8 protein-coding genes are annotated in these 26289 nt (G+C 34.0%); 5 read left to right on the top strand and 3 right to left on the bottom strand.

Going from position 1 to position 26289, the window contains the following annotated elements; translation table 11 throughout:
• Positions 1-15: 15 nt before the first annotated feature.
• The 3 genes from CELLY_RS15555 to CELLY_RS15545 all read right to left on the bottom strand — a co-directional run bounded on the left by CELLY_RS15555 (position 16) and on the right by CELLY_RS15545 (position 7391).
• Positions 16-2094 carry a fibronectin type III domain-containing protein gene (locus CELLY_RS15555; RefSeq protein ID WP_013622658.1) on the bottom strand — a complete coding sequence of 693 codons (2079 nt, stop codon included), beginning with the start codon at positions 2092-2094 and terminating at the stop codon, positions 16-18.
• 88 nt (positions 2095-2182) lie between these two features.
• Complete coding sequence (locus CELLY_RS15550; protein ID WP_169309929.1) at positions 2183-2584, bottom strand: lipocalin-like domain-containing protein; 402 nt, start codon at positions 2582-2584, stop codon at positions 2183-2185.
• Between the two features lie 85 nt (positions 2585-2669).
• Positions 2670-7391, bottom strand: coding sequence for a hypothetical protein (locus CELLY_RS15545; RefSeq protein ID WP_013622656.1), 4722 nt, complete (start codon positions 7389-7391; stop codon positions 2670-2672).
• A gap of 318 nt (positions 7392-7709) precedes the next feature.
• Between CELLY_RS15545 and CELLY_RS15540 the strand changes: the two genes are divergently transcribed.
• The 5 genes from CELLY_RS15540 (at position 7710) to CELLY_RS15520 (ending at position 26194) form a co-directional block, all read left to right on the top strand.
• Entirely contained in the window at positions 7710-8696 is a 987-nt protein-coding gene (locus tag CELLY_RS15540) for a GntR family transcriptional regulator (RefSeq protein ID WP_013622655.1), read from the top strand.
• Positions 8697-8698: 2 nt separating this feature from the next.
• Complete coding sequence (locus CELLY_RS15535) at positions 8699-10183, top strand: xylulokinase (protein ID WP_013622654.1); 1485 nt, start codon at positions 8699-8701, stop codon at positions 10181-10183.
• A gap of 1 nt (position 10184) precedes the next feature.
• The gene (xylA, locus tag CELLY_RS15530) at positions 10185-11510 is read left to right on the top strand and encodes a xylose isomerase (RefSeq protein ID WP_013622653.1); all 1326 of its coding nucleotides are present in this window, start codon (positions 10185-10187) and stop codon (positions 11508-11510) included.
• Between the two features lie 83 nt (positions 11511-11593).
• Positions 11594-13012, top strand: coding sequence for a D-xylose transporter XylE (gene xylE, locus CELLY_RS15525; RefSeq protein ID WP_013622652.1), 1419 nt, complete (start codon positions 11594-11596; stop codon positions 13010-13012).
• Positions 13013-13342: 330 nt separating this feature from the next.
• Entirely contained in the window at positions 13343-26194 is a 12852-nt protein-coding gene (locus tag CELLY_RS15520; protein WP_013622651.1) for a T9SS type B sorting domain-containing protein, read from the top strand.
• The last annotated feature ends 95 nt before the right edge of the window (positions 26195-26289 follow it).

The following is a 26289-nucleotide window of genomic DNA, read 5'->3' as shown; positions in this document are numbered from 1 at the left end:
TATCTTTCTCATAGCTTAATAATTTACTTCTAAAGTCTCTAAAGTTCCAAAACTACCATTTGCAAATACAGGGCGTACTTGGTAGATATAGATATTATTAGGAGATATATTGTTGTCTCTAATTTTTGTAAGTGTTGCTGGCAATTGTTTCCAAGTAGAAGGTTTCCCTTCTTTTTTAGATTTAAAAATGACCAACTCTTTAATTTCTGATGGTAATTTTCGCCAGTTTAGTGTAATGTTGTTTTGCTCTCTGTCTACTGTTGCGTTTAAACCCTTTAAAACTTTGTCTACTGTATTAGAAGCTGTTTCTATGGTTAGGGTAGGTGAGTCGGCAGATATCAGTCCGCTATCATCTATAGCCTGAATTTTATAGGTGTATTTTGTTGCAGCTGCTACTTTTGTGTCTTCAAAATTTGTGATAGTGTCATTGGTTTCAAAAACAAGTTCCCATTCGCTCACAGTGCTTTTATTTTTACGGTAAAGTTGATGCCTGTCTACATCTGTACTAACACTTTTTATCCAAGAAAGCGAAACTCCATCTTTATAAACCTTATATTCTTTAAAAATAGGGGAAGATGGTGGTACAACATCTGGCTTTTTAATTTCTAACACCTCAGAGTAGTCTGAGTTATTGTATCTGTTATCTACAGCTACCACAGTATAGTATACTTTATCATTTAAAGATTTAACTTGTACTGTATCTGTAAACTTATTTGTGGTAACCGGATCTATTGTAATTTGTGCGTATTCTTCGTTTTTTATATTACCTCTAAAAACGCGGTAGCCTAGCATATCCTTTTCTGTGTTTGGTTCCCAAGTAATTGTAGTTATTCCTAAACTATCCATAACACCAATTAGTCCAACTGGTTTTGCAGGCGGAATAGAATCTACAAACTGCACTAAAGCAGAAAACGAGGCTGTTTCTGTACTATCTTTACCTACTGCAATTACTTTTATATAATTTGTAGCATATTGTGTGGTTATATTTGCAGATCTTACTTGCGGAGTTATACCTCTTTTAATAATTTCATATTTGCCATTATCTTTAGTAGCAGCTCTTATTTGAAATTCAGCTACTTCCGGTTCTTTTTCTTTTGGAAACTCCCAGAATATATCGGCATTGGTGTCTCCAATTAATTTATGATTGGTAATAAAAGGTGTTGCAGTTAGTGCTTTTTGACCTTGACCAACAATAGATTTTGAGGGCTTACCTTGCTCTCCAAAAGGCGAAACGCCTAATACTCTATAGTAGTATTTTTTGTTGTTTTGAGCTAAAGTATCTACATAATACATACGTTTTGTAGGTGAATCTTCTGTGTTGTTTAGATTTACTAATGGTAAGTTGTCTAAACGTTTGTAATTGGTACCATCTTCAGAACGTTCTACATAGTACGTTGCGTAAATACTTTTAAACAGCTCATATTCCCACGTAAGTAATACCTCTTTATCTTTAAAAACACCCACTAAATCTATAGGAGCGGGTAGTGGCTCTGTATTAGAAGCTTCTATATAAATTAAACCTTCTTTTACATTAGTAGCTAACTCTGCGGGAATAGCAGATTTTACGCGGTATAAATAACCCTCGTTACTTTTAATATCGGTATCTTCAAAACCCAAGCCAGCTAATTTTGCAGCTTCAAAATTCATATCAGCAGCAAATAAAGCAAAAGAATAACGCTGTTCTAATTGTTGTACTTTATTTACAATAGCCATTAGTTCACCTTCATCTGTACCTACTTCAAAATCTTCACCGTGAATTGCTTGTGCTAGTATGGCTGCATTATCATTAGACATAGAAATTTCTTCCCAAGATTCTATAGGAGCAGGTTTTAAAGCGCCAGTAACAATACTTTTTTGTTCTGGTGCGTCTAATCTTTTACCATCTCTATATACTGTAAAGCGTTCTAGTGTATAGCCGTAAGTGTTTGCTCTTTGCCATATACTAGCATCTGTTGGTGCCCAACGCACTAATATTTTGCCTTGTTGTGCTCTGGCAATAGCTTGTATAGACGGCGCTGAAATACTATCTTGTTGTTGAGCAAGCAAGAATGTGGAATGCGTAACAAAGAAGAAAAGAAAGAGTAGATACCTCATAAGGTAGATAAAAATTAATTTATGTATCTGTTTTTAGTCAGGAGTTAATACAAGCTTTTGTTCTATTAACAAAAGCTTGTATAGTTAATTATTTTTTTTCGAATACTGCTATATATGGTTCTCCATCATCATCAAAATTTATGGTAATTGTATTGCCAGAAAATTTAATCTCTCCAGAAAAGCTAACATCAGCACTCTTAATTTCATAAACTTTGTCAGCTGATTTTTTCCAAGTACCAGGATCTTCCCCGTCCTTAAGACATTCATTTTCCACAGAAACATAATATGTGTCTTTAAACTTTCCATCAGCTGTAAATTCGTATGTTGATTTTTTTTCACAATCATCATAGTTTACATTTACAGTTTCTCCAGTGTCATTAATATAGGATACTGATTTATAATTCCATACGCCAATAAGTGGGTCTTGAGAATTGTCATCATCATTTTTATTGCAAGAAGTTAGTAATAAAATAAATACTACAGTTGCCATTACAAATACTTTTTTCATATAATTATTTTTGTTTTAAATTACCTACTCCTCTTTAGTGTCTTTTTTCGGTTTGTTCAGACATTTGCTATTTTAAGTCTAATAGATTTTTAAAGTTTATAGTTTCAGATGTACCTAATTTATTGCCAGGTAAAACATATTGTACTTTTATAGTGTATGTTCCTTTTGGTATAAAAATATACTCTGTATCTAGTATTGCTGCGTTTGGATTATTTACTGTGATTAGACCATCTACGTAATCATTTAAAACCTTATTTTTAGTAGTAGTGTAATCTAATTTATAGATTTCAGGCAAATTATACCTGAACGGAAAATGAGTTCTTGTCCATCCTTTATTAATACCATATGCGATGTTTGTAATATAATTTGTAAACAACGGTAATGCTCTTTTTGGAGGTAAACCATATGGATCTTCTGGACGTTCTATTTTATACGCACCTGAACTGTATTTTTGATATAAAATTGGATTTATATCTTGCTTAAAATAACTATCATTTAAGTCGGATTCTGCAACTACCATTGGTTTGTTATCTGTATAGGCAGTACCTACTAGCTCTGCAGTTTCAAAAGCCTCGTGGTTATCTATAGCGTTATATAGGTAAACCACATCATTTGCAATTTTACCCCAACCATAGTTATTAACTTTTATTGCTTTTATTTTTTTAGCAAAAGTGTTGTAAGCACTACTACTAAAATTATAACCTATACGTTCTATACTACCATCTTTAGAAACAGATTGCGCATTATTATCTGTAACAGTAACTGTATTATCATTACCAAAATCTGTATTGTTTTCTGTTCTAGTAAATGTAGATTCTGAACTTGCATTTTTTGGTTTACTAAAAATAGATAATGAATAATTTGTAGATTTATCTAATGTTGGTAAAGTATAATTAATTGTGTTGTTAGTATTGTTGTATGAAAATTCAGGTTTATCTTCTTCACCAGTTTCACTGATTAATGCCAATTCACTTTTCCATTGCGAATCGTCAAACAAATAATCTTGACCTTGTTTTAATTGTATATAACCTTTATTATACTCTTTAGGATAGTAATACTCTTGATCTATAACAGGGTAGGAGTATACAATGTTTTTTAAAGGAATGTATTCTGGTGCTCCACCTGTAGTAAAAGAACGTTCTTCTGTTTCTTTTGCAGGAGCACCATCTACCATTACTATTTGGTAAACACCATTTACTCTCTCTTTAAAACCAACTGTTACGCTGACTTTTAATGGTGTTGAAGGAGGTAAAATATCTTCAGGAACAAATGTTACATTGTTACTATTTTCTCCCCATTCTAAAGAACCAGTGATTTCGGTATTACTTTCATCTGTAATTTTAAATTCGTCTAAGGTAATTTTATAAATATGGTCGCCATCGGCTTCAGGAATTGTCAATGCTTTTTCTACAGCCATATTAAATGCTGCTTGTGGCGTTGCAAAAACATCAGCTTCTGTTTCACCATCTCTTGGTGTTAGGTCACTAATTATTTTTAACCCTCCAAGTGGTGATGCATTGTCAAACTCGCACTCTTCACCAATAGTTACTTTAAAGTTAAATTTACCTTTAACTAAACCACCTAGTAAGTCATAATGTCCGCCTACATAACCACGCATCCAAACAGGGTTAGGGGCTTTAGCTTGTAATAATACAGCCGCACCAGCTTTTATAATAGGAATACGTTTTTTAACAAAGAATAATTTTAGGTTGATACCTAGTTCACCTTGTAAATAAGCATATGCTTGTCCGTTAGCATACCAACCATTAATACCAACTTGGTCTCCTGTGTTTACACATTGTGCCTGGCCGTAATCTTTAAGCATAATATCAAACCCTAAACCAGCCTGAAAACGAGCGTAGAACATTAAAAAGTTCATATCGCCAGTGTCTATAGAAAAGTCCGTTCCAAAGGCAAAACCGCGTCCATCACCTAGAGCATTTTCATCTCTCATATAATTTAAGGACTCAGCATCTACTCCTAAAATTTCTGCTACAATAGCAGGAGGAGGTGGACTACCAGGTATGTTGTCACCTAACATAAAATATCCGCCTGCTTGTGCAGATATTGCACCAACTCCTAGTTTTAAACCAAGTCTGTCTGTTGGTGTACCCATATGTACATACCATTCGTCTTCCGAAGAATGAAAAACACCCCAACCAGCTCTACCACCAGAAGCTCTACCTTGTAATACGCCACCAACAACATTTACATATAAATCCATAGTTGCATGGAATGATTTGTTTACAAAATCGAACTCCATTCCTATTTTAGCTGTTATACCAGCTTCACCAACAACTTCACTTTCATATTCATCATCTGCTTTGTCTAAAAAAGTTTTACCAACTTTGCTGTCCATTACACCATTTAAGGCCTCTGTGTCTACCATTTTGCCTAGCTTATCTGTAAGTTTAGCAACAGGGTTGGGAATATCAAAAGCTTTCATCATTTGTGCTTCACCAAAGAAACCTAATCTATTTACACCGCCATTGTTGTTAAATTCTATTTCAAAACCAGCACCAATACTTATTGCACTTTCATCAGGAATACCTCCAAAAATCATTGCCTTTACACCTAAGCCAGTATCAGCATTAGGAATATATGAAAGTCCTGAAGGAGAAAAATCTGGGCCAGCATTTGGTTGCCTTGTCATTTTATAAAATGCACCACCTGCAAAACCAGAAAGCTGTATTGGTCCTGCATTTATTTTAAGCCCGTGAACAGCAGCATCTACATACCAATACCTGAATTCTCTTTTTCCAAAAATAGCTTTACACGTAATTGGTCCAAATTCACTAAATGTACCTTCTATATTTCCAGAGAAGCCATTGCCATAAATAGGGTCGTCATTCATAAGAAGTAAGCCTCCTTTTATTTTAACCGCACCCATATTAGCTTCAATATTTATTTCTGAAAGATCTATACGGTCATACTTCCATTTTTGAACAAAATTCTCCTCACTAAATTTACCTATGATTCCTAATCTTGCATCCGCAGCAAAACCTTTATCTGATTTTCCCATAAGATTTATTTTCAAATCAAATGAAATACCAGCTTCTTGGTCATTAGAGTTAAAAGCAATATCTGCTATTGATACAGGGAAGTTGGCAAGTTTAACTTCATCTTTGTATCCAAAATAATCTACTTGTAAAATAGGGGCTTCAGTCTGTAATACTAAATTCTGAAACTCTATACCTTTAAAGTTAACCATGCTACTATCTGCATCTTTGGTGCCTTCATTTTCTAAAGATTCTTTTTGACTAGCAGATATTGCCATACGACCATTTAATACCGCTTTAGGCTTAAAGTTATTATCTGCTACTTTTAACTCAATAAATGAATTTGGTAGTAATTGTGCTTTAGCTTGCCATACATTAAAGTTTAGTGTATCTGCAGTAGCAACACGCACAAGATATTCCTCTTCACTTATTAAACCTTTATATGATAAGCCTAATTTTTTATCATCTTTATTAGTAGAAGAAGTTGTTTCTTTTTTAGCTGAAATAGGCAAAACTATTTGTCCGTCAAACGCAGCACTAGTTATGCGGTTTGTAGTAAGTTCAACATCAATATAATCAACAGAAAAAGCCCAAGCTTTTTTGTCATTAGTTCTTCCTTTATCTAGTGGAATAATATTTTCTGCAGAAAATAGTCCAGATACTCCATTGTTATCAATAATCATATTGGTGGCAGCAAACTTTACACGCTCTTGTTTAGCTATACTTTCTGATGTTTTAAAAGTCTTTGGTAAAGAAACCTCTAAAGACTGAACGTACACACCACGCCACAATTCGGCATTTGGTAATAGTAAACCTTTCTCATGATAATGCTGAGGAAAAGGAATATCAGGAGTTCTAGTATCACTAAAATCTAGCGTAGCTTCGTTTAAATTAAAAACAAATTTATCTGGATGTTTAGATAGCGTAAATGGCTGAAGGTCTATTGTTGCAACAATATCATTCCATCCACTAGCAACCATATTAAATTTTCCTGTTACTCTATTTGGTACCTGAGCTGTTGTACCATCTATTCTTTGTACATTTTTAAATTCTTTTTCTGGTTCACCAAGATCAGTCACCGGAATAATTAAATTTCTAGAAAATTGTACCTCAGCTGCTAAACCCATTTCTTTTACACCATTACAGTCTATAGTAACATAGGTAAGGTTATCTGTGTTTCCTGTTTTATAGTCAAAACCACCTTTAAGTTCTAATAGCCAGTTACCAGCATTAAAAGGTATTTGTACATCTCCTAAAAGAACAAGGTTTGCATCGCCAAAAATTCCACCATCGTGAGAGAGTTTTACATTATTTGCGCCAAAAAATATTTCTAAAGGGTCTCCGCTTTCATCTGTTTGGGGTAGTCTAACTCTAGCAAAAACAGTTAACTCAGTATAATCTTTGTGTATTGTTGCTTTTGCTATTCCAATAGAGTATTCTACTTCACTAACAGTGGTTTTAATACCTACTGGTAAGGTTACAATATCGTTATTTGATAAAGTATTAACCCAAGTATCTTTTAGGTCTATTTCTTCTAAAACTGCTGCAGCTTCATTTCTATCATTTAAGATAGGTGTAGGTACAGGAAATTCGTTTCTAATATTTTCAAAAGAGAATGTGTTCTTAGAATTATTAACATCCAAAAAAGAACTACTAGGAGTAGTGTTTTTTAAAATACTATCTATAGTTGCCTTTGGTAAGTCTGGGTGTATATTTCCAAAACCTATAAAAGGTAAAATCAATAAAATCAACAACAAAAGAATAGATTTGGATCTCTTTTTGTAGGTCATAAGTAGGATTTAACAATGTGTTGTAAAAGTTTGCAATATAAGAATTTACTTTGTTTTGTAGTAATTATATTTTATTCAGTTAACTTATATTCTTACATATTTTTTTCTTGTGTTAGGCTATTTTAAAAGGTTTGTATTATTATCTTAATAAAGAATGAGTAGTACTACTTAGTATATATATTAGTTGAAATAATCTATATACTCGACGTATAACATTTATCTTGGGAAATTACTTACTAATTTGATTTATTTAATTATGATTTACTTTTTAAAATAAAATTTCTATATTTGACAAACCAGAACAGAACAGAACGGTTTATGAAATTTGAAATTAATTCTAATAGTGATATACCAAAATACTTACAATTGGTTAATGCTATTAATGATGCTTTAGCTACAAACGTATTAACTAATGGAGATGCGTTACCCTCTGTAAATAAGGTGTGTAAAGACTTTAATTTATCTAGAGATACGGTTTTTAAAGCATATTCACTTTTAAAAGAGTATGGTGTTATAGCATCTGTGCCTAACAAGGGGTATTATATAGCTAATGAAACCAAAAAAGTGCTTTTGGTTCTAGATACTTTTAAAGCCTATAAAGAAGTTTTATATCATTCTTTTGTAAATAACTTGCCAAAAAATGTAATTGTAGATGTACAGTTTCATCATTATAAAATAGAAAATTATAAAACCATACTTAACAATAGTAAGGGTAAGTATTATAAGTATGTAGTTATGAATTTTAACCATAACAAAGTAGCAGAAATTTTATCTGATTTTGATACAAGTAACCTGCTTTTAATAGATTGGAATATACACGCAAAAGAAGATAGTAACTACGTATTTCAAGATTTTGGAGTTTCTTTTTCTAATGCTTTAAAAGAGGCTATTTCTAATTTTAAAAAATACAAGCGGTTGGTATTTGTGTATCCTACATTCACGTATCATCCTTTTGAAACGGTTACATATTTTAAAAAGTTCTGTAAAGAAAGCAATTTAGATTATGATGTTGTTTTAGATGTAAATGACTTTAAAGTAGTTAAAAATGAGGCTTACATAAGTGTAAGTGATAGAGTTTTAGGTAACTTTTTAGAACAATGTAAAGATCAAAATCTGGAACCTGGTACAGATGTAGGTTTCTTATCTTATAATGAAACCCCTATGAAAAAATTTATATATAAAGGTATTAGTGTAGTATCTACAGATTTTAAAGCTCTAGGTTCTACAGCTGCTTCTTTTGTAACTAATGATAAGCCTTTGCAAAGCTATATTCCAACACAATTAATATTAAGAGAATCATTATAAGTATGTATTATATAGGGTATGATATTGGTAGTTCTTCTGTAAAAGCAGCATTGGTAGATGCAGATACAGGTAAACAAATAATTGTTGTTAATGAACCAGAAACCGAAATGGAAATTATTGCTCATCAACCAAATTGGGCAGAACAAGACCCTACTCTTTGGTGGAAACACGTATGCAATGCTACAAAACGAGCAATTAAAGAATCTGGTATAAACGCTTCTAAAATCTCTGCAATAGGTATTTCTTACCAAATGCACGGTTTAGTAGTTGTAGATAAGGACTTAAACCCTTTACGTAATGCTATTATTTGGTGTGATAGTAGGGCTGTAGAAATTGGAGAAAAAGCATTTGAAGAAATTGGTAAAAATAAATGTGCAACAAGGCTTTTAAATTCGCCTGCAAATTTTACGGCATCTAAATTAAAATGGGTTAGAGATAATGAACCAGATGTTTACAATAAAATATATAAATACATGCTTCCGGGAGATTTTATTGCAATGCAGTTTACGGGAGAATTAAATACTACAAAAAACGGATTATCTGAGGGTATTTTATGGGATTTTAAAAATGATGAGTTGGCTTCTTTTTTATTAGAGTATTATGGGGTAAATGAAGACTTAACGCCAACCATTGTATCAAATTTTACAAGCCAGGGTCTAGTAACAGAGAAAGCATCAACTGCATCAGGGTTACCTGTTGGTATACCTATTAATTACAGAGCCGGTGACCAACCCAATAATGCACTTTCTTTAAACGTATTTAACCACGGCGAGGTTGCTGCTACAGGTGGTACATCTGGTGTTGTATACGCGGTAACAAATAATGTGCAATCTAAAGAAACTTCTAGAATTAATCATTTTGCTCACGTTAATTACACACAAAAACAACCTGTGTTAGGTAAGCTTTTAAATATTAATGGTGCAGGTATACAGTACCGTTGGCTAAAAGATAATTTAGGGGTTAATAGTTATGATGAAATGAATAAAATGGCCTCTAATATTTCTGTAGGGTCAAATGGGTTAAGCTTAATACCTTTTGGTAATGGTGCAGAACGTATGTTTAATAATAAAACTATAGGTACCCATTTTTGCAATTTAAACTTAAATAAGCATACCAAAGCACATTTGGTTAGGGCAGCTCTAGAAGGTATTGCTTTTTCATTTGCATACGGTATGCAAATATTAAAAGATGATAATACTGCTATTAATGTTATTAGAGCAGGTAACGACAACTTGTTTAGGTCTGCTATTTTTTCGGAGACAGTAGCTACACTAATTGGTCATGAGATAGAAATATATAATACTACAGGAGCTATTGGCGCTGCAAGAGCAGCAGGAGTGTATAAAGGTGATTTTACAGCATTTAAAAATAATAGCAGTGCTAATGATCACGTAAAAACATACAAACCATTAAAAAATAAGATACCATATGTTACGGCATATGAGAAATGGAAAAACGAATTAGAAATCATTTTAAAACATAAATAATATGGCATTAATTGGCAATAAAGAATACTTTAAAGGTATAGGAGATATTAAGTTTGAAGGGAAGGAATCTACAAATCCCTTAGCATTTAAATATTACAATGCAGACCAAGTTGTTGCTGGTAAAACAATGAAAGAGCATTTTAAATTTGCAATTGCGTATTGGCATACTTTCTGTGGTCAAGGTTCTGATCCTTTTGGACCAGGAACTCAAAATTTTCCTTGGGATTCTTCATCAGATCCATTACAAGCAGCAAAAGATAAAGCAGATGCAGCTTTTGAATTTATAACAAAAATGGGATTTGATTATTATTGTTTTCACGATTTTGATTTGATTAATGAAGGTTCAACTTTAGTAGAGTCAGAAAAAAGAATTCATAGTATTACAGATTATCTAAAGGATAAAATGGAAGCTTCAAAAGTGAAGTTACTTTGGGGAACATCAAACTGTTTTTCTAACCCAAGGTATATGAATGGTGCTGCTACTAATCCAGATTTTAATGTGGTTGCTAGGGCAGGAGCACAAGTAAAGTTAGCATTAGACACTACTATTGCTTTAAACGGAGAAAACTATGTGTTTTGGGGTGGTAGAGAAGGTTATATGTCTTTGTTAAACACAGATATGGGCAGAGAATTAGACCATATGGCACGGTTTTTAACTACAGCTAAAGATTATGCAAGAGCTCAAGGGTTTAAAGGAACGTTTTTTATTGAGCCAAAACCTATGGAACCAATGAAACATCAATACGATTTTGATTCGGCTACGGCAATTGGTTTTTTACGTAAGTATGGTTTAGATAAAGATTTTAAAATTAATATAGAAGTAAACCACGCTACTTTGGCGCAACATACTTTTCAGCATGAGTTACAAGTTGCAGCCAACGAAGGTATGCTTGGTAGTATTGATGCTAACCGTGGAGACTACCAAAACGGTTGGGATACAGACCAATTTCCTAATAACATACAAGAAACTACAGAGGCAATGTTAGTATTTTTAAAGTCTGGAGGCTTGCAAGGTGGTGGTGTTAATTTTGATGCTAAAATTAGAAGAAACTCTACAGATTTAGAAGACGTATTTTTAGCTCATATTGGAGGAGCAGATACCTTTGCAAGAGCATTACTAACAGCAGATAAGATTATAACTTCTTCTGCTTATGATGAGCTTAGAAAAAAACGTTATGCCTCTTTTGACTTAGGAAAAGGTAAAGACTTTGAAGATGGAAAATTAAACCTTCAAGATTTACATAAAATAGCACTAGAAAATGGCGAATTAGATTTAATTAGTGGAAAACAAGAATTGTTTGAGAACATCATAAATCAGTATATATAATAACTAAAAAGGTGTAAACTTTAATAAATAGTTTATGCCTTTTTTTATAGCCATATATATAACCAACTAACCTTTTTAAACTTATGAAGACTTCTACTAATACCTTTTTTTTATGGAAATTAACCTTGGTAGCTACTTTAGGTGGACTCCTATTTGGTTATGATACTGCAGTTATATCTGGAACCGTAAGTTCTTTAGAGCATTTTTTTGTTTTACCTTTTGGTTTATCAGAAACAGCTTCCAATGCAAGACTAGGGTTTTTAGTATCTAGTGCATTAATAGGGTGTATAATTGGTGGTATTTTTGGTGGTGTAATAAGTAAAATTCTAGGCAGAAAAAAGGGGTTAATATTAGCAGCTTCTCTATTTTTAATTTCGGCAATTGGATCTGCAATTCCAGAGGTATTTGTAAAACCTATTGGAGAAGGAGACCATACTTTTATGTACATTTTTATTGTATACCGTATTATTGGCGGTATTGGTGTGGGGTTAGCATCTATGCTATCTCCATTATATATTGCAGAAATTTCACCAGCCAATAAAAGAGGTAAATTAGTGTCAATGAATCAGTTTGCTATAATATTTGGTATGTTGGTTGTTTATTTTGTTAACTATTTTATTTCTAGTCAAGGAGATGACAGTTGGTTAAATACCGTTGGTTGGCGTTGGATGTTTGCATCAGAAATAATACCTGCAAGTTTGTTCCTATTTTTTTTACTTTTTGTGCCAGACACCCCAAGATCTTTGGTTTTAAAATCTAACCCTAAAAAAGCATTAGATGTATTAATTAAAGTTAACGGTGTAGATAATGCTCCAGTAATCTTAAATCAAATAAAAAGTACAGTTACTAACCACTCTGCAAAGTTATTTTCATATGGCGTACCTATTATTATAATAGGTGTTTTACTATCCGTTTTTCAGCAATTTGTTGGTATTAATGTAGTGTTATATTATGCGCCAGAAATTTTTAAAAGTATGGGTTCTGGTACAGATGTAGCATTGTTGCAAACTATAATTGTAGGTGCTATTAATTTACTTTTTACAGTATTAGCTATACAAACGGTAGATAAATTTGGTAGAAAACCGTTAATGATTATAGGTGCTGTAAGTATGGCTATTGCTATGTTTGCCCTAGGAACAGCATTTTACACCACATCTTTGGGAGTATTTGCATTGGTTTGTATGTTGGTATATGTAGCTGGTTTTGCTATGAGTTGGGGACCTGTGGCTTGGGTTCTTTTATCAGAAATTTTCCCTAATAGCATTAGAGGTAAAGCTTTAGCTGTAGCAGTGGCGGCACAATGGATAGCAAATTATTTTGTTTCTTGGACGTTTCCTATGATGGATAAAAACAGTTATTTAGTAGAGAAATTTAATCACGGTTTTGCTTATTGGGTATATGGTTTAATGGGAGTATTGGCAGCACTATTTGTATGGAAATTTATACCAGAAACCAAAGGAAAAACACTAGAAGAAATGAATGATTTATGGACTAAAAAATAAACATATTTTATATCTTAATTACTCAAATTTCTTCATTTAAATTTAAGTCTAAATGAGGAAATTTTTTGGTTAAAAAGCCATTAAATACGACGAAATTCATCTATTGCTTTTTATGTTTTAACATCTTCTAAATACTAATGAACAGTACGTTCACCGATGTTTTTTGCATAATTTTAAAAATCATTTTAACTTTTTATTTACACTGATGTTCACAATTGTTATTGTGGCAACAACCTAAAGCTGTTTTACAACAAAATATTGCTTTTATGCCTACTTAATGTTCTTTTTGATAGTATTAATTATAGTGTTGTTACAACAAAATACCATCTGATGAACAAAAAAATACTTATTTTATTTCTACTATTAATCGGCTTTAGTTTTTCAATTCAAGCTCAATTAAGTGATTTACATTATTTACCGCCATTAAAGCAAGGTCAAAATAACCAAGCAGTGCAACAACAGGCTGTTTATTTATCTACACCAGAGCCAACTACTTTTACAGTAAATGCTTATAGGGGTACTAATACTACTCCCGTAGCTACGTTTAACATATCTAATGTTAGTCCGGCTGTATACACACTTGGTAACGGAGATAATAATATTACCTTGGTTACAAATGAAAATACTGGTGTTGTATTAAATAACAGTGGTTTACGATTTGAGTCGCCTAGCGGAAACAAATTCTATGTTAATTATAGGGGATATTCTGCAGCACAGGCCGCTTCTTTAACTTCTAAAGGTAGGGTTGCAATGGGTACAAGTTTTAAATGGGGTGGTATTCCCAATTTAGGTCAGCACTCATCTAAATCCAATACATTAGGCATAATGGCTACAGAAGATAACACTGTAGTAGATGTATATGGGTATGATCCAGACTGTGTGTTTAGAAATGGTAATGATGTAGACGGACATACAGATAACACATACCAAATAACATTAAACGCAAATGAATCTTTTGTTTTTGAAGCCTATGTTGGTAATTCGCCAACTCAAGCTCAAAGAGATGGTTGGATAGGAGCTTCTATTAAGTCAACAAAAAATATTGTAATTAGTAATGGTGGTATGAACTTTGGTCGTCAGGTAGGTTCATCAAACCGTGATGCAGGTATAGATCAACCTGTGCCAGAAAATAAATTAGGAAAAGATTATGTTTTTGTAAGAGGTAATGGTAGTACAAATGGTACTACAGAGTTTCCTTTAATTATAGGAACAGCAGATAACACAAATATATATGTTAATGGTGGAGCAACACCAATAGCAACAATTGATGAAGGAGAATATTTTGAAATACCTAGTAGTTACTATTCTAGTAACAGCGTAGGAGCAAATATGTTTGTGCAAACCTCTAAAGATGCTTATGCTTACCAATGTATGGCAGGTGCGGCTGCTGTTTATACACAAGGTTTAAACTTTGTTGCTCCTGTAAACTGTTTGTTGCCAGATAATATGGATAATATTCCTAATATTAGAAATATGGCAGGAACTACTGTAACAGGTGGTGTTACTATTATTGCGGCAACTAATACTCCAGATGCAAACATAAAAGTTTATGAAAACGGAACAGAAATAACATCTATGCCAGCTTCAGTACCTGTTGCAGGTACGTCAGATTGGAAAACATTTTTTATACCAAATTTAGATGGAGATATAAGTGTGCAATCTACAGGTCCTGTAGCTATTGGTTTTTTTGGTTATAACGGTGCTAGGGGTGTTGCAGGATATTTTTCTGGTTTTGATACAGTACCAGAAGTTATTTTAGAAATAAGAGGAGGTAGTGGTTGTTTTGTTGGATCAGAAATATATGAAGCCACAAGTAATTTTGATGCCTACCAATGGTTTGAAGATGGTGTACTTATACCAGGAGCAAATAGTCCAAATTATGCGCCGTCTGGGGCAGGAGAATTTTTTGTAAGAGGAACAAAAGGACCTTGTACATATGATTCTCAACCTATTAAAGCACTTTATTGCGATCCGGATGTTGTCTTGGATAAAACAGTAGATAAATCTGAGATTGTTGAAGGAGAAACAGCAACCTTTACAATTAAGGTTCGTAACTTAGGACTTGGGCCATTAACAAATCTTCAAATTACAGACAATATACCATCAGGCTTAACCTTGGTGTCTAGTTTTACTATTACTGGTTCTTTTAGTGGTAATGTATGGAACATTGGTACATTAGATGGTGGAGAAACGGCTGAGCTAGAACTAGTGGTTAGAGGAGATGAAATAGACATACTTCCTTTGTTAAATTTAGTAAATACCGTTACTAATACTCAAGACCAAACAGATACCAATCAAACTACAGATAGTCCTACAGCAAGAATTATTGTACATAACGATTATGATAATGACGGTGTAATTGACTCTATAGATTTAGATGATGATAATGATGGTATTTACGATTCTGTAGAACAGCTTTGCACAATATCTAATGATGTAACTTTTACTTCTCCTTCTTCAACAATACAGGGAGGTACTCCAGTTACTGAAATTTTTACCAATTTTAATGATTTTTGGAGAAGTTCTTCAGCAAGTCAAAATAGCGTAAGGCCAAACCTTTCTCATGAGTTATTGGCATTTACTACTGGTGGAACTACTTTTTCTACTGGTGTTATAGATGATGATCTTTTTGATGCCAATAGTAATGGTTTAATGGATGGTATTGATACTAACAATGATGGTATCTCTGACTTAACTATTTCAGAATCTAATTGGTTAGGCTTAACACCTTCTAATAATATCTATGGTGAAATGACTATAGAAGGTAGTCTTAATGATGGCGATGTAAATAATGCTTTAGGTTTAACTGTAGTAAATGACCCAACTACAGATCCATTAAATCCATTATTAACTAATGGACAAAATGGTTTAGATTTAGGTACAGCTATAGCAAATATAGGAAACAGTTGGACTTATGAAATAGACCCAATTGTAGCTGCTACAGTTGGTGATGGTATACCAGATATTTTATTAACACAAATTGCCCAGCCAGGCGGAGCTGGTCACGTTATTAGCTTATATGATGCTAGTGGTGCTCCTTTAGGTAATGCAGTACAAGTAAGTGCTTCAGGTACAGGAGCATTATCTACCGTAGTTGGTTCTTATGATTTAGATGTGTATTACCCAAATGGTAGTGTTTTCTTTGCAAACACAAGTAGAGACTACCGTTTAGCAACCATAGAATTATCAGAATTTGGTATACCAGCTAGTAGTATTGGTGATGTTGCATTTTTACGTTTAGAATTATCTAGTGATGCAGATATCGCTTTTTTAGCTTATAACACAGACTCTTTTTCTGGTTTTTGTGCTAATTTAGATACAGATGGAGATGGTATTCCAGATCATTTAGATTTAGATAGTGATGGTGATGGTTGTAGTGATGCTAATGAATATTATAAAGACGATAATGCAGATGGTGGAGACGATGGCTTTTATGGTGCAGGAACACCTGTTGTAGATCCTTCAGATGGTACTGTAATAGCAGCACCATACGTAGAAGTTTTAGCTCCAGAAATTTTACTAGGGAATACTGTTGAAGATTTATCTGGTAATGATATTAATGGTGATGATGTTACTTTAGGACAAACAATGCAGTATGTGTTGCGTTTTCAAAATACCGGAGATGATGATGCTACAAATTATACCATAAGAAATATACTACCAGAGAATGTTATTTTAGATGGTGTAGATGTTTCTGGTGCTCCTGGAGTTTCTTATACACATGATGTTGCTAACCATACATTAAACTTTACTGTACCAGATAATCTGGTAGAAGTAGGGGATACAGAATATGTAATAAGAATAAAAGTATCTATTACAGCTAATTGTTCAGAGTTTGTTGCAGCTTGTTCTTCAACTTTAGAAAACGTAGCTTATTCTACCTACCAAGGAACAGTAAATACAAATACTTTTACAGATGAAGGAGGGGCAACTTCTATTGGAGCTTGTACAAGAGATCCAGAAGTAGCAAGTAATTCAATTTTAAGTGACTTGTCATCTTGTAATCAAGCAAGAACAGTTCAATTATGTGGAGACTTTGTAGTATTAACTGCAGGTGAAGGGTTTACTGCATATAACTGGGTGCTAGATAATAACAATAATGGTGTTGTAGATGCTGGTGACACTGTGTTAAATGATGGTGATCCAGATGGTACCCCAAGAACATACCGCACAACAGATATAGGCAATTTTATTGTAGAAAAAACAGGAGACGGTAGTTGCCCTAATTTAGTAGAGCGTATTACTGTAGAGCGTTTTGGCACAACACAAACTAACCCTGTGTTAGACTACTTTAATTATGTAAATAGTGATGCTAATCCGGATAATGATATGCAAGGTGAAGTTATAGAATGCCCTATAGATGGTAGTCTATTACCAAAAATTTATTTATGTGGTGCAGCAGATGAAGCAACAATACAACTAGGTATTACAGATGCAGAAAGTATTACTTGGGAAAAATTAGATGAGGCTAGTTGTTCTGATGCTGGTGATGATTGTGCTAATAAAAACTTAACATGTACATGGAACGCTGTTTCTAATGTAGATAATTTTACGGCAACAGAAAGTGGTGAGTACAGAGTTGTTGTAAGTTATTCTGGTGGATGTTTTAGTCGTTTTTACTTTAAAGTTTATAAAAACGAATTAGATATAGAATATACCTCTAAAAACATTTTATGTGATACAGATGGTAATATAAGAGTAACCAACGTAGGTGCAGGTTATGGTTTTCAGTTAGTAGATGCAGTTAGTGGTGCTATAGTAGTTCCTTTTTCTGATAATAACGGTCCTAATTTTGATATAGCAACTATTGGTACTTATAGAGTACAGGTTACACAATTAAACCCAGCAGATAATACGCCTATAGATGGTGCTTGTATTTTTGAAACCGAAGATATAGGTGTTAGAGAAGATATTTTTTCAACAGAAATTACTACAACTCCAGAAGATTGTAATGATGGTGGTACAATTAAAGTACAAGTATCTAATGCATTGCCTAATTATAGTTATGAGCTTCGTTTAGATGACGGCTCTAATGGCGGTGCTGGTTCTCCTTTGCGTATTCACCCAACAGAAACAGATAATACTTATGAATTTACTGGTGTTACAGCTGGTGACTATATTGTAATTACATCTACACAAGATGGTTGTTTAGATACTAAAAACATTACTGTAGATAAAATTGAAGACCTAAGATTAGGAGCAGTTACTACAGCAAACATCACTTGTACATCTGGTGTTGTAGATTTAACGCCAACAGGTGGTTTACCAAGTCCAGTATACAAAATGGCTATTTGGAGTAAAGATGGTAGTCAACTATATACTGATGAAGCTTCTATACCAGATTCTGCTTTTACAGAAAGTACTAGTTTCTTATTTGGTTATAAAGGTTCTCCTTTAACTTATTTCCCTAATGAAGATGGTGAATACACATTTATAGTTAAAGATGGTAATGGTTGTTATGCTATTTCATCTCCGGTAACTGTTGAAGATTTGGGAACGCCACAAATAACAGCTACACACAGTACAATTACATGTGCAGACTCTGCAACATCTACATTAACAGTAAATGTTACTGGTGGTACAGCTCCTTATAGATATAGTTTAGATGATGGTACTACTTACCAAACAGTTAATGAGTTTAGCAACTTGGCAGCAGGTTTTTATACCATTACTGTTATGGATGCAAGTGGCGAAACTATAGATACTGGTTGTAAAGAAAGTATAGATTATGAAATAGACCAGCCATTTAGACTTACAGCTTCTGCAGCTATAATAGAAGATGCTTCTTGTAACCCTGCTGGAGCTTTAGTAAAAATACTAAACCCTAATGGAGGAGATGGTACATACGAGTATAGCTTTAATGGAGGAGGAACTTTTAGTGCTACAGATACAGCAAATTTAGCTCCTGGAGATTATGAGTTAGTTTTAAGAGATGGTTTAGGATGTACTTATGAGATGGAAATAACTGTTCCAGATCCAATTACAGCACCAACTTTTGATACTGATGTTACTTATGATTGTATTGGAGATGGTACAATAACTGTTACACCATCTAATACATCAGATTTTAGATATGTTTACAAACTAAATACAGTAGATAATACACCAGCAGATAACAATGTATTTACAGGTGTAACTAATGGCACACATACTATTTCTGTAGATTATGCAAGTGCACTTACTGCTAGCCAGTCTACATTATTCTACGAGAGCTTTGGATCTGGTGCTACTACACAAATAGCAGAAATAGGATCTGATTATTGTTATGAACCACAAAGTGGTGCAGAAACAGCTTGTAATCGTGGTCCGGCTGGTATTTTAGTAAACGGAGAATATACAGTTACAAATTTTGTAACCAATCCGGTTCCTAGCTTTAGAAGCCCTAATGACCATACAGGTTTAACAGATGGTCGTTTCTTAGCTATTGATGTTAGTACATTTTCAGACGTATATGCAGCGCCAGTTTTAAACGGAGTGTTATGGTCTAGAAACGGAATAGAAGTACTACCTAATCAAGAGATTACATTCTCTTTATGGGCTTACAACTTAATGCAGGTTGGTAGTAGTGGTAATAATCCAGAAATGACAATAGAACTTGTAGATGGTTCTGGTACAGTAATTTCTAGTGTTGCAACTGCAGAAATTCCTAAAAATACAAATGAAGACGATTGGCATAACCGTACAGTTACTTTTAATCCTGGTGCTAATACAACAGTAGGTATTGTTATACGTAACAATGTAAATAGTAATGATGGTAACGATTTAATTATAGATGATTTAAGAGCAACACAAGCGCCAGAAGCTTGTGCACAATCTGCAGAAATTACAGTAATTGTAGAAGACAATAAAGAGTTTAGTGCTACTTTATTAGGAACAACAGATCCTAGCTGTAATGGAGGTTCAGATGGTAATATCCGTTTTGAGGTTACTAATTATGATGCTGTAACAGGATTTGAGTATTCTGTAGATGGAGGTACAAATTGGGTAACTTCATTAACATCACCAGTAACAACTGCAGCAAGTTTAGCAGATGGTACGTATAATGTACAAGTTCGTAAGGTTAGTGATAATGCTTGTATTACAAACTTTAATGCAACCCTAACAGAGCCATCAGTAATAGTTCCTAGTTTAGGTGAAACTTCTGAATACACCTGTTTTAATACAGGAGCAACATTAACAGCTTCTGCTACAGGTGGCTCTCCTGGTTATGAGTATCAGTTAGAAAGAGCTGCAGATAACTCTATTGTTAGAGCATACCAAACAGAAGTAGATTTTATAAATGTTACTGAAGGAGATTATGTAGTTCGTGTTAAAGATGCAAAAGGCTGTGAGGTTGTATTAACTACAGCTGTAACAGTAGATAAATTTGAAGACATAGATTTTGATTTAACTGCTACATCATGTTATGATGGGGCTAACAACGCAACTGTAACTGCTACAGTTACAAGTGGTAATGGTAATTATAACTTTAGAATAAATGGTGGAGCTTGGATTACTCCAACGCCATCAACTTCAAACATACATACATTTACAGGTTTACCTAATGGAAGTTATGATGTAGAAGTAACTGATGCATTTGGTTGTGTATCTGCAACACAGACAATTGTTATTCAGCCAAACTTAAACGCAACAGTAGATGTTGTAGATGTTAGTTCTTGTGCAGATGGTAGTATAACTGTAGATGCAACTGGCGGAGATGGTAATTTAGCTTATGCTTTTGTACCAACTACAACTCCTGTTACTGCTGCAGATTTTTCAGGAACAGATACATTTGTGGTGGCTGCAGCAGATGCAGGTACTTATGATGTATATGTATGGGACAACGGTGCAGCAGACCCACATTGTGAGTTTATGGAGACCGTAACAGTAAATCCAGCAACTCCTTTAACTTTTACTGCTACACCAACAGATCCTGAATGTTATAATGGTTTAGGAACTATAGCTGTAGAGGTAACGTCTGGTATAGCACCATATACGTATGAAATTATAGATATAGATAACGCTGGTGCTTCTAATGAGACAGTTACCAATGTAATTAATAATACCAAAACTTTTTATAATCTAAACCCAGGAAATTATACAATTAACATTACAGATGCTAGTGGTTGTACAGTAACAACAACTCCTAATGTAACTATTAATAATCCTGATGAATTAACAGCAGATATTATAGGGGTTACACCTGTTACGTGTACTGGTACAGCTAGTGATTTTGGTTTTAGATTTGATGCTTACCCATCTACATTAGGAACTATAGAGTTTAGTGCAGATGGTGGTGCTACTTGGACGGCAGATAACTCGGTTCCTGGAACATCAGATAGGTTAACAGGTTATTTATCAGGAGAAAGTGTTTATCCTTCTATGAGAACGGTAGATGGCTCTGGAAATACAATTTGTCAAACAGATTTCCCTAGATATACAATTCCCTATCCTTTAGATAACTTAGATATTACCATAGACGCTGTTGTTGTAAATTGTAATGAGTTACAAGTTAAAGTACAAGGTTCTCAAGGTACTCCAGGTTATGAATATGCATTTTCTGATGATCCAGCAAACTTTAACCCTGCTGCTGCTACTTGGATAGCTGGTGGTTCAGTTAATGATTCTTCTGGATCGGCTGTAACAGTTCCGGCAGGACACGGTAATTACTTGTGGACGGGCTTAACTCCTGGTAGAACTTATGTGTTTTATGTACGTGATTTTAATGGTTGTGTACGCCAGAGTGATGTAAATGTGAACGATATTGTAGATCCACTTCCTTTAGATGTTGACTTTACATCTACTCCTTCTTGTGATGGATCAGATAATGCAACTATAGATTTTACAATTACTGATAATGCCGCTCCATTTGGAACACAATACAGATGGGAGTTATTTAATATGGCAGGTAATATTATTAGATCTAGTGGTAATGGTACCACGCCTGGTATGGCAGGTACAATTGTTACTTTTGATAGTAATTTACAAATAACCAATTTGGCGCCAGATGAATATTACATTGTAGTAACAGAAATTGACGGTGCTACAGATACCTGTATATCAGCATCAGAAAATGTATTGTTAGAAGAATTAGAACCTATTACTGCAACTTTAACAAAATTAGAAGATATTGCTTGTGATTCTCCAGGTCTTATCGCTGTAGAAAATATCACAGGTGGCGGAGGTACATATACATTTACACTTACAGATCCTTCAGCTACAGTTATTGCTACGGGTACTCCAGATAATCCATTAGAGATTCCTGCAGGTTCTGTAGCTGGTAATTATACAGTTAGTATTAGTGATCAATATGGTTGTGAGTATCCTTTAGGAACAATTAATATGTCTTTAGCTGCTAACCCAACTATTGATGGTGTTGATGTAGATAATTGTGATACATCTGCAACAGTAACAGTGAATACAACTATTGGAGATTCATCAACTTTAGTTTATTCTATAGATGGTGGTGCAAATTACGTTTCTAACGGAGGAGTTTTTAATAATGTAGCTGTAGGTACTTATACTATTTTTGTAAAAGATGGTAACGGTTGTACAGATTCATTCGCTACAGAAGTTTTCCCAACATTACAAGCATCAGCAACTTTAGAACAAAGTTTAGGTTGTACTAATGATGCAGAAATTTTAATAAGCGCATCAGAAGGTTCTGGTAATTATGAGTATAGAATTTTAGACTCATCTTCTGTAGAAGTAATAGGTAGAACAGCATTTACAACATCTGTTACCGCTACTGTATCCGCTACTGATATATATTCTGTAGAGGTTTTTGATACAAATACAACAACTCCAGAGTGTGTAAGAACGTTTACTGTAAATGTTCCTGCGGCAATACAGCCAGACTTTACAGCAACAGCAACAGACTTAACGTGTAACAGTTCAGCAGACGGAATAATTAAAATTACAGAAGTTAATAATGGAAATAATCCTTTATCATATTCTATAGTACCGAATGTTGCTACGTATGATGCTACAACAAATTCGTTCTCTGGTTTACCTGCAGGATCTTATGATGTTACAGGTACAGGACCAAACGGTTGTGTAACTACTAGAACATCTATAGTGGTAGCAGAACCAAGTATAGTAGCATTTGATACACCAGTTGTAAACAACTTTGGTTGTACAACAGACAATAGTACAAATAACGCAACTATTGTTTTAAATGAAGCAAGTATAACAGGAGGTAGTAACACATATTCTCGTTATGAGTTTGAAGATGTAGCTACTGGTGATATATTACAAACAGGTACAACTGCAACGTATATATATACAGATTTTGCAGGTGGAGATGTAATAGTTCGTGTTTTTGATGATAGAGGCTGTAGTGCAGAACAAACGGTTAACGTACCTGCTTACAATCAATTATTATCTGCAGATGTAGTTGTAACAGATGCTATAGCTTGTTCTAATGCAGGAGAAGATATTAGAGTAGAAGTTACAGGTAGTATTACTAGTTACACTACAGGTGCTAACCCAGGAGATTATCAATTTACAGTATTGCCAAGTGGTACACCACAGGCATCAAATGTATTTGCAGATTTACAACCAGGTACGCATACTATTTTAATAGAAAACACAGCTACAGGTTGCCAAATTACAGCAGAACACATTGTATCTGAACCAAATACTTTTGATGTAGAGGTTAATGTACTGTCTGACGTAATATGTTTTGGAGATGAAGGGCAAATTAGTCTTACTATGAGTGATGCTACTTATACAGGAGGATTTACTTATAGAGTTTACCAAACAAATAATACACCAGCAGATCCATCGGATGATGGTATAGCTATTAGAAGTGGTACTTCTGTAGATTTTGGACCAACTGCTCCAATAAATGTACCAGCTGGTAATTATAGAGTAGAGGTTATACAGGATGGTTTCCCAGACTGTACTCAAGATAGATTATTTAATATTAAATCGCCTAGCGCAGTTTTAGCTTTAGATCCTATAGCTACAGAAGATGTTGGTTGTACAAATGATATGGGTACAGCTAATATTAAACCAACTGGCGGTTTGGCTCCTTATACAATTACCATTGTAAATAATGTTACAATGGCTACAGAAACAGTAAACGGAGTTAACTCTTACTTGTTCCAAAACTTAGCTGCTGGGCAATATACAGTTACTGTAGATGATGCTTTAGGTTGTTCTAACTCATTCTCTAATGCGTTTAACTTAGTAGTTCCAGATCCAATAACAGGAAATATTTCTACTACAGCATTAGTTTGTTATGGAGATTCAGATGCAACTGCTACGTATACAGTAAATGCAAGAAACGTAACTACTACATATAAGTATGTTTTAAATAAATATACAGATGCTAGTGGTAGTACTTTAGAGTCTAGTAGTGTTAGTCAGTCTGCAGATACATTTACAAATTTAAGTGCAGGTTTTTACAGTATTAGTGTAACAGATGCTATGAACTGTGCAGTGGAGTCTTCAATTGTAGAAATTGTAGATCCTTTAGAGCCTAATGCTAGACTAATAACTACAGCAGCACTTGGTTGTACAATTGGTGCAGAATTAGAGTTGTCTGCCGTTGGTGGTACTGCTCCGTATACTTGGAGTGCAGATGGTGTAACGTTTACACCAATGAACAATGCAAACGGTGCTAATACGCACGTATTTAGTGGTGTTGCAGATGGTACGTACCAATACTACGTTAGAGATAACTTTAATTGTATTTCTACGGTTTCTAATGTAGTAGTTATAGATCCTATAGCGCCATTAACATTGGTTGTAGATGAAAGTGCAGCGGTTATTAATTGTAACGGAGAAAGTACAGCTGTAATTACTGCAAGAGCAGATGGTGGTTTAGGTAATTATGAATACGGATTGTTTGCTGATGCCGCATTAACAAACCAAGTTAGAGCATACCAAACATCAGAAACATTTGCAGATTTACCAATGGGTACGTATTATGTAAACGTGCAGAGTGAAGATTGTGAAACATTGTCTAGTGCAATTAATATAACAGAACCAACTGCCTTAAGTGTAACACCAGATATTACTAATGTTAGTTGTAATGGTGATGATGATGGTAGCATTGTATTAAATGTAACAGGCGGTACGGGTAACTACCAGTACGCAATATCTCCAGACCTTAACAGGTTTGATGATGAAAATACGTTTGATGAACTTGTAGCTGGTGATTACAGCGTAATTGTACAAGATGCTAACGGTTGTTTTGAGCTTATAGAGTTTACAATTACAGAGCCTTTAGAACTAGAAATGAGTTTAACTTCTACAGCAGAAATTTGTGCTGGTGAAGAAGATGGTACAATTACAGTTACAGCAACTGGTGGTACAGCTCCTTACAGTACAAGTATAAATAGTAATGATGATGCAGATTTTGTAGAAGGAAGAATGTCATTTGCAGATTTAGCAGCTGGTACTTATGTAATATTTGTAAAAGACGCTATGGGTTGTATAACAAACGAAGTTGTAGAAATTGAAGGTGGTGCAAACTTAACAGCAAGTACAGAGGTTGTTTATGAGTGTACAGGTGATACACCAAACAATAGTGTTGCTATAATTTTTGAAGATCCTACAGTAGCAACAGATGTATTGTATGGTTTAGATACTACAGACCCAGCGTTAATGGTATTAGATCCAGACTTTACAAACTTAGCACCAGGTATGCATTATATAACTATTGCACACGCTAACGGATGTATTAATACAGTAGATTTTGAAATAGAAGACTTTACACCTTTACAACTAATTGTAGAGCAACAAAGTATTAATGAAATTACTGCATTAGCAACAGGTGGTAAGCCAGGTTATACATATTACTTTAATGATGTAGATAACGGAGAAGACAATACGTTCTATATTACTAAAACAGATACGTATACAGTACGTGTTGTAGATGAAAACGGATGTGAGTCTATACAAACCATATTTATGGAGTTTATAGATATTGAAATTCCTAATTTCTTTACACCAGATGGTGATGGTCAAAACGATTTTTGGATACCTAAAAACATAGATCAGTTCCCAGATATTTACATTACTATTTTTGACCGTTATGGTAGAGAAGTATATAAATTAGAGGATAACGAGCAAGGTTGGGACGGTTTATACCAAAATACAAATTTACCAACCGGAGATTACTGGTATGTTATTAAGCTTAATGGTGAAAGTGATGACAGAGAATTTATGGGTCACTTTACATTATACAGATAACAACTTTTGTTATAATTTTACTAAACCCTTCTAATTTTTAGAAGGGTTTTTTCTTTACACTTATAATTAAAATTGTATTTATTACATTTGAAAAA

Origin of the sequence: Cellulophaga lytica DSM 7489 (assembly GCF_000190595.1) — a bacterium.
Lineage (GTDB): Bacteria > Bacteroidota > Bacteroidia > Flavobacteriales > Flavobacteriaceae > Cellulophaga > Cellulophaga lytica.
This window is presented reverse-complemented; position numbering and strand designations above follow the sequence as displayed.